Annotated in this window: 7 protein-coding genes; 4 read left to right on the forward strand and 3 right to left on the reverse strand. The window is 61.6% G+C overall.

The annotated features are described in order from the left end of the window. Nucleotides 1-250 precede the first annotated feature (250 nt). Complete coding sequence (locus tag WCB02_RS16040) at nucleotides 251-832, reverse strand: hypothetical protein (RefSeq protein WP_423959402.1); 582 nt, start codon at nucleotides 830-832, stop codon at nucleotides 251-253. A gap of 218 nt (nucleotides 833-1050) precedes the next feature. Here WCB02_RS16040 and WCB02_RS16045 point away from each other — a divergent pair, with 218 nt between their 5' ends. The 3 genes from WCB02_RS16045 to WCB02_RS16055 are packed head-to-tail and all read left to right on the forward strand — an operon-like array spanning nucleotide 1051 to nucleotide 3240. After that, a complete protein-coding gene (locus WCB02_RS16045; RefSeq protein ID WP_423959403.1) occupies nucleotides 1051-2124 on the forward strand; it encodes a TAXI family TRAP transporter solute-binding subunit in 1074 nt (357 codons plus the stop codon). A gap of 8 nt (nucleotides 2125-2132) precedes the next feature. Further along, nucleotides 2133-2660 carry a hypothetical protein gene (locus WCB02_RS16050; protein ID WP_423959406.1) on the forward strand — a complete coding sequence of 176 codons (528 nt, stop codon included), beginning with the start codon at nucleotides 2133-2135 and terminating at the stop codon, nucleotides 2658-2660. A 37-nt stretch (nucleotides 2661-2697) separates the two neighbouring features. Continuing rightward, complete coding sequence (locus WCB02_RS16055; RefSeq protein WP_423959407.1) at nucleotides 2698-3240, forward strand: hypothetical protein; 543 nt, start codon at nucleotides 2698-2700, stop codon at nucleotides 3238-3240. A gap of 449 nt (nucleotides 3241-3689) precedes the next feature. Here the strand turns inward: WCB02_RS16055 and WCB02_RS16060 are convergent, their stop codons facing one another. Beyond that, nucleotides 3690-3818 (reverse strand): hypothetical protein, encoded by a 129-nt coding sequence (locus WCB02_RS16060; RefSeq protein ID WP_423959410.1) that lies wholly within the window; start codon nucleotides 3816-3818, stop codon nucleotides 3690-3692. Between the two features lie 173 nt (nucleotides 3819-3991). Between WCB02_RS16060 and WCB02_RS16065 the strand changes: the two genes are divergently transcribed. After that, nucleotides 3992-4222 carry a hypothetical protein gene (locus tag WCB02_RS16065; protein ID WP_423959411.1) on the forward strand — a complete coding sequence of 77 codons (231 nt, stop codon included), beginning with the start codon at nucleotides 3992-3994 and terminating at the stop codon, nucleotides 4220-4222. Between the two features lies 1 nt (nucleotide 4223). Here WCB02_RS16065 and WCB02_RS16070 read toward each other — a convergent pair whose 3' ends face one another. Then, a complete protein-coding gene (locus WCB02_RS16070) occupies nucleotides 4224-4643 on the reverse strand; it encodes a hypothetical protein (protein ID WP_423959413.1) in 420 nt (139 codons plus the stop codon). Between the last annotated feature and the right edge of the window lie 93 nt (nucleotides 4644-4736).

Consider the following 4736-nt stretch of genomic DNA (forward strand, 5'->3'; position numbering starts at 1 on the left):
TCTGCAATCCCATCACGCCCGACGCTGCCGCGTCCACCGCATCCCGCGCCAACGTTCGTGACGATCGCGAAGCGCCCCTCCTGGAAGAGCACGGGACGGATGTAGCAAACATCAATTTCTGAAAAAACGAAAGGCATTTATTTTACACGTCAGGACTTGACGATGGTATCGGCTTGAAGGGGCTAGTGAATTCGGCTTTTCCGAACGGGTGTTTTTTGGGCCATCCACAGGCTTGGGTGGGCGGCGCCAATCAAAATCGGGATTGATTGGCCCGGCGGTCGGCGGCTCCACACTTTGGCCGGTGAGGCGGCGGCGCTCTGCCGTCATGGCCGGGCCTGCCGCCGGCAAAGTCGGAAAGCATCCGGCCCGCATGGATGCGTTGTCGCGTCTTGATGAAAAGGTCGGCGCGCGTCCTTTGTCGGCGCATCCAGGATCGCGTATCGCCGCCTGACGCTGCGCTGTTGCGAGCGTGCCGCACGACCAAGCTCAGCGCGGCTTTCGACAAGTGCGGCGGATAACGTCGATGCGGACGCGGATGACGTTTGGACGTCGACGCGACGGAGTTCTGCGACCATTGCTTCCACCACGAGGTGAACGCTCCGTAGTTGAGCTTTGCCAACGTTCCCGGCAAACGCATCGAGAGGTTCGGGCGGTTGAGGGCGGCCAATCGGTGCGGCGTCCGATGATGCTCGTCGAGGACGTGCACGTGAAGTTCATCGGCACTCATTCGGGAATACGACCGCGTCAAAAAGGCTCGTTTGCGGCCTGTCGCATTTAGAGCGTAATTTCGTTTTGAAGCAGCCTCAATTTGGTTGTCACGTTCAGCGAGCAAGCTATTGCGACTGCAACCTCGTGCGCAAATCACTTCATGCGCGTGCGTGCGTGACAGCCGCAGTGCAACCTAGCGCCAAAAGAAGTCCGAATCGGTTCCCCCTGCTCAAATTATCAAATGACATGTGCGGCGAAGCGATCTTCGGAACGGGTTACCTCGCGTGAGGGGACATCGGCTCGGCGCGCGGCGTCGGGCCGGACAGGGGACGGAGTTGGCCGATGACCAGATTGAGAATATCCCGTCCGCTTCTCTCGCTCGCCATGGTGACCGCGCTGCTCGCGGTGCTACAGCCGTCCCTGGTGGGGGCGCAATCGGCGAACGAGCGCGCCCAAAGAGTCCGTTTGCATCGGGCAAGCCCGCCGCCAAAGCCGCAGGATGCGGCTGCAAACCCAAATCCGAGGGAGGCCATCAATGCCTGGACGGTCGGCCTTGCCGCGGGCCTTCTGGAAGGCGCGCCGATCCGCCTTGCCGCGGAGATGGCGAGGGTTGTCGACGACGGCAACAACCTGCACATCCTCCCGATTGTCACGCGCGGGCCGACGGAAAACGTCAATTCGCTGCTCTATCTGCGCGGCATCGACGTCGCGATCATCAATTCGGACTCGCTCGACGAGTACAAGCACCAGGTCCCGGACATTCTGAGCAAGATCAACTATGTGCTCAATCTTTTCCCCTCCGAGCTGCATGTCTTCGTCCGGCCGGAGATCCACAGCCTGAACGACCTCGTCGGCAAGAAGGTGAATTTCAACACGCTCGGCACCGCGGCCGCCTATACCGGACCGCTGATCTTCAGCCGTCTCGGACTCGATGTCGACAAGACGTTCATTCCGCATCAGGTCGCGCTCCAGCAGATGCGCAAAGGCGAGAACGGGATGGAGGCGGTGGTGTTCGTCACGGCAAAGCCGGTCGACGCGTTTTTGCGCGGGCACTTCGATCCGGGCTTCAAGTTTCTTCCGGTGCCATACAACGACAAGCTGTCGGACTACTACCTTCCGACCAAGCTCGAATCGACCGACTATCCCAATCTGATCAAGCCGGGCGAGCGCGTCGAAACGGTCGCGGTGCAGACGGCGCTGGTCGCGTTCAATTGGCCGACCAATTCGGACCGCTATCTTCGCGTCGCACGCTTTGTCGACTATCTGTTCACGCGATTCGACAAGCTGCAGGGAGCGGGCTTCGATCCGCAATGGAAAACGATCAATCTGGCCGGCCGCGTTCAAGGGCTGACGCGCTTCCCGCCGGCGCAGGCGTGGCTCGATCAACACGCGAGTCCAAGTCAGGCATCGCAATAGGTTTCAAGGTGAGACGCGCGGTACGCCTGCTGCCAATCGCATTCGCCCTGGTGAGCGGGATCGCCTCGGCAGAGGTTGCGGCCCAGCAGGACAGCGGCTGGATCGTCAGCGAGACGACGTCTCCGGTCGACTATTCGCCGATTGCAACGGCGACGATCGTCTCGCGCCCGATCGCCGACAGCCCGCTGTTGCGGTTATCGATCCGCTGCCGCGGCGGACGCACCGAACTCGCGGTGTCGGGGCCCGAGATCACCGGCTCCGGCAATCACTACTTCATCTCCTATCGCGTGAACGACGGCCGGTCGGTTCAGTTCGGAGGCGCCGCGGCGGCCTTTGGCGACGGCGTCGCCTTCAGGGGCGACGCGGCGGCGCTCGTGTGGTCGCTTCCGGCCAAGGGCGAGCTTTCGGTGCTGGTCAATTCGTTGAACGGAGCCTCCCAGCTCGGAGTTTTTCCGCTCAACGGGCTGGAGACTTTGCGGGCGAAGATTGGTGCGACCTGTAAATGGCCGCATGTTCTCGCCAGGCCCAACAACTGACGATCAACGGGGAACAGCGTTCCATGGGAGGCAGATAGTGCGTAAGGTTCGGCAAATCGTGAGCATGGCGGCAGCAGGCGCAGTGGCGCTGCTGGTGACGACCTGTTTGGCCACGGCGGCAGCGGACGCCGGCCAGCCGCTCGTCAAGAGAGCGCATGCGACCGGCAAGACCGGGAAATCCGCGGCCGCCCCGCAGCCGGCGGCGGAGCAGAAGCAACATCGTCTGATCCTGCAGGTGAACACCAACGACGCCGCGGCGATGAATCTCGCTCTGAACAATGCAACGAACGTCGTTCAATATTATGAGAAGGCCGGCGAGCCGATCAAAATCGAGGTGGTTGCGTTCGGACCCGGCCTGAATATGTTGCGCGCGGATACTTCGCCAGTCAAAGACCGGATCGAGACAATGGCGCTGAGTGCGCCGGAGGTCTCGTTCAAGGCGTGCGGCATCACGCGGGAGAACATGCGCAAGGCCGAGGACAAGGACATTCCGATCATTCCGCAGGCTGAGGTCGTTCCGTCCGGCGTGGTGCGGGTGATGCAGCTCGAGGAACAGGGCTGGAGCTACGTCAAGCCGTAGGTCGAGCTGCCGATCCAAGTCGTGCCGCCCGAACGATCCGGCACGGCTGTTTCCGAAGCATGGCAGCTGCCCGATCGGCGGTCGCGTGCGCGATCAGCGCACCCATCATGATGATCAACTGAAGCGTCGTTTGCAGGTTCCGGTCGCAGCAGCGGGCCCTGCGGTTCGTCGAACTCGGCGAGTCCCTGGTCCGCCGCGCATCTATTGGTCGACGATCTCGACGGCTTGGGGCTCGACAAGCGATTTGGCGTGCCACCTGCGAATGCCGTAGCCCAAGCTGCGGGGTTTGCAGGTCTGCTACCTGTTCGACCCCTCAGGCGTCGTGTGGCATGTTGCGTCCGAGGCGGGATCGGCGACGCCTGCTGACGATCGATCGTCCTTGTTTCGCAGCCCGCCAAAACCGTGCGCTGACAGCTCGATCACGGGCCTGGCCCCGCGCGCGGGGCAGCTCATTTCGGCGGCTGCAGGCCTGGGCTGTTGGCCCACTTGTCGAGGTTCTCGACCACGCGGTCATGGCTCGGACGGTTTGGCTTTGGGGACTCCTGAGGCGAGCGGGGAAGCTTGGTTTCCTGTTTCATCTGCTCTCTCCTGTGCATACAGGCTTAGCCGTTCCAAGTTGAACCTGCAATGAACAACTATTTGTTCTTACTATTGAACTTTACTCATTTGGCGCAGGGTGAGGGTTTGGTGGAACCGAAGCCGGGTGCTTATAATTAGATAGTTACTCATGTTTTCCTGGCGGGCGGATCCCATGGCCGATGTGCGCGGTGAACGACTGCAGATCATGCTCTCTCCGGAGGAACTGACTGCGCTCGACGATTTTCGTTTCCAGCACCGGATGCCGACCCGCGCGGCCGCGGTTCGCGAATTGTTGCGGCTTGGCCTCACCGTGGCCGCGACGGACGGCGATGGTCGGAAGTCGAGCAATTACGGCGTGTTCAGCCGCGGCTCGGATCGCCACCGCGAAGGCGAGGGGGCCTGAGCTATCGGCCTACCTCAATCGCCGAGGTGAACATCCCATCGTCGATCACACAACTGCGACGGACCATTTCATCGGTAACATCACAGAGTCGACGGATGCGTTGCCCACGGGCTCCGGCTTCGTCTCCCCCTTCGCGCCCGGCCAGGAGAAACTCGCTTCGGTCGTGCTTGTCCATCTGAACGGTCGCGTCTACGACCCAATGGTTGGACGCATGATCAGCGCCGATCCGACCGTGAGCGATCAGGCGCGGCCCCTCTTTCAGCTGTACCAACTGCAGGCCGATGCCGATATGTCCGCAGCGGTCGTTCTTCGTCTTTATGCTGGCATCGACCGCGGCTTGATGGGGCGGCGACGATCCGATACATGCTATTGTTGAGGATGGTGGCATTGGATCGAGCGCCGCGTGGGACTGGTCGATCACTGCCGATCCCGCTACCGGTTTTGGCTGCATCGCGATCTCGCCCTCGATGCTATTATCTCACCGGACCACGATCGTTTCACCGACCAAAAAATC

Source organism: Bradyrhizobium sp. (assembly GCF_049581145.1).
GTDB lineage: Bacteria > Pseudomonadota > Alphaproteobacteria > Rhizobiales > Xanthobacteraceae > Bradyrhizobium.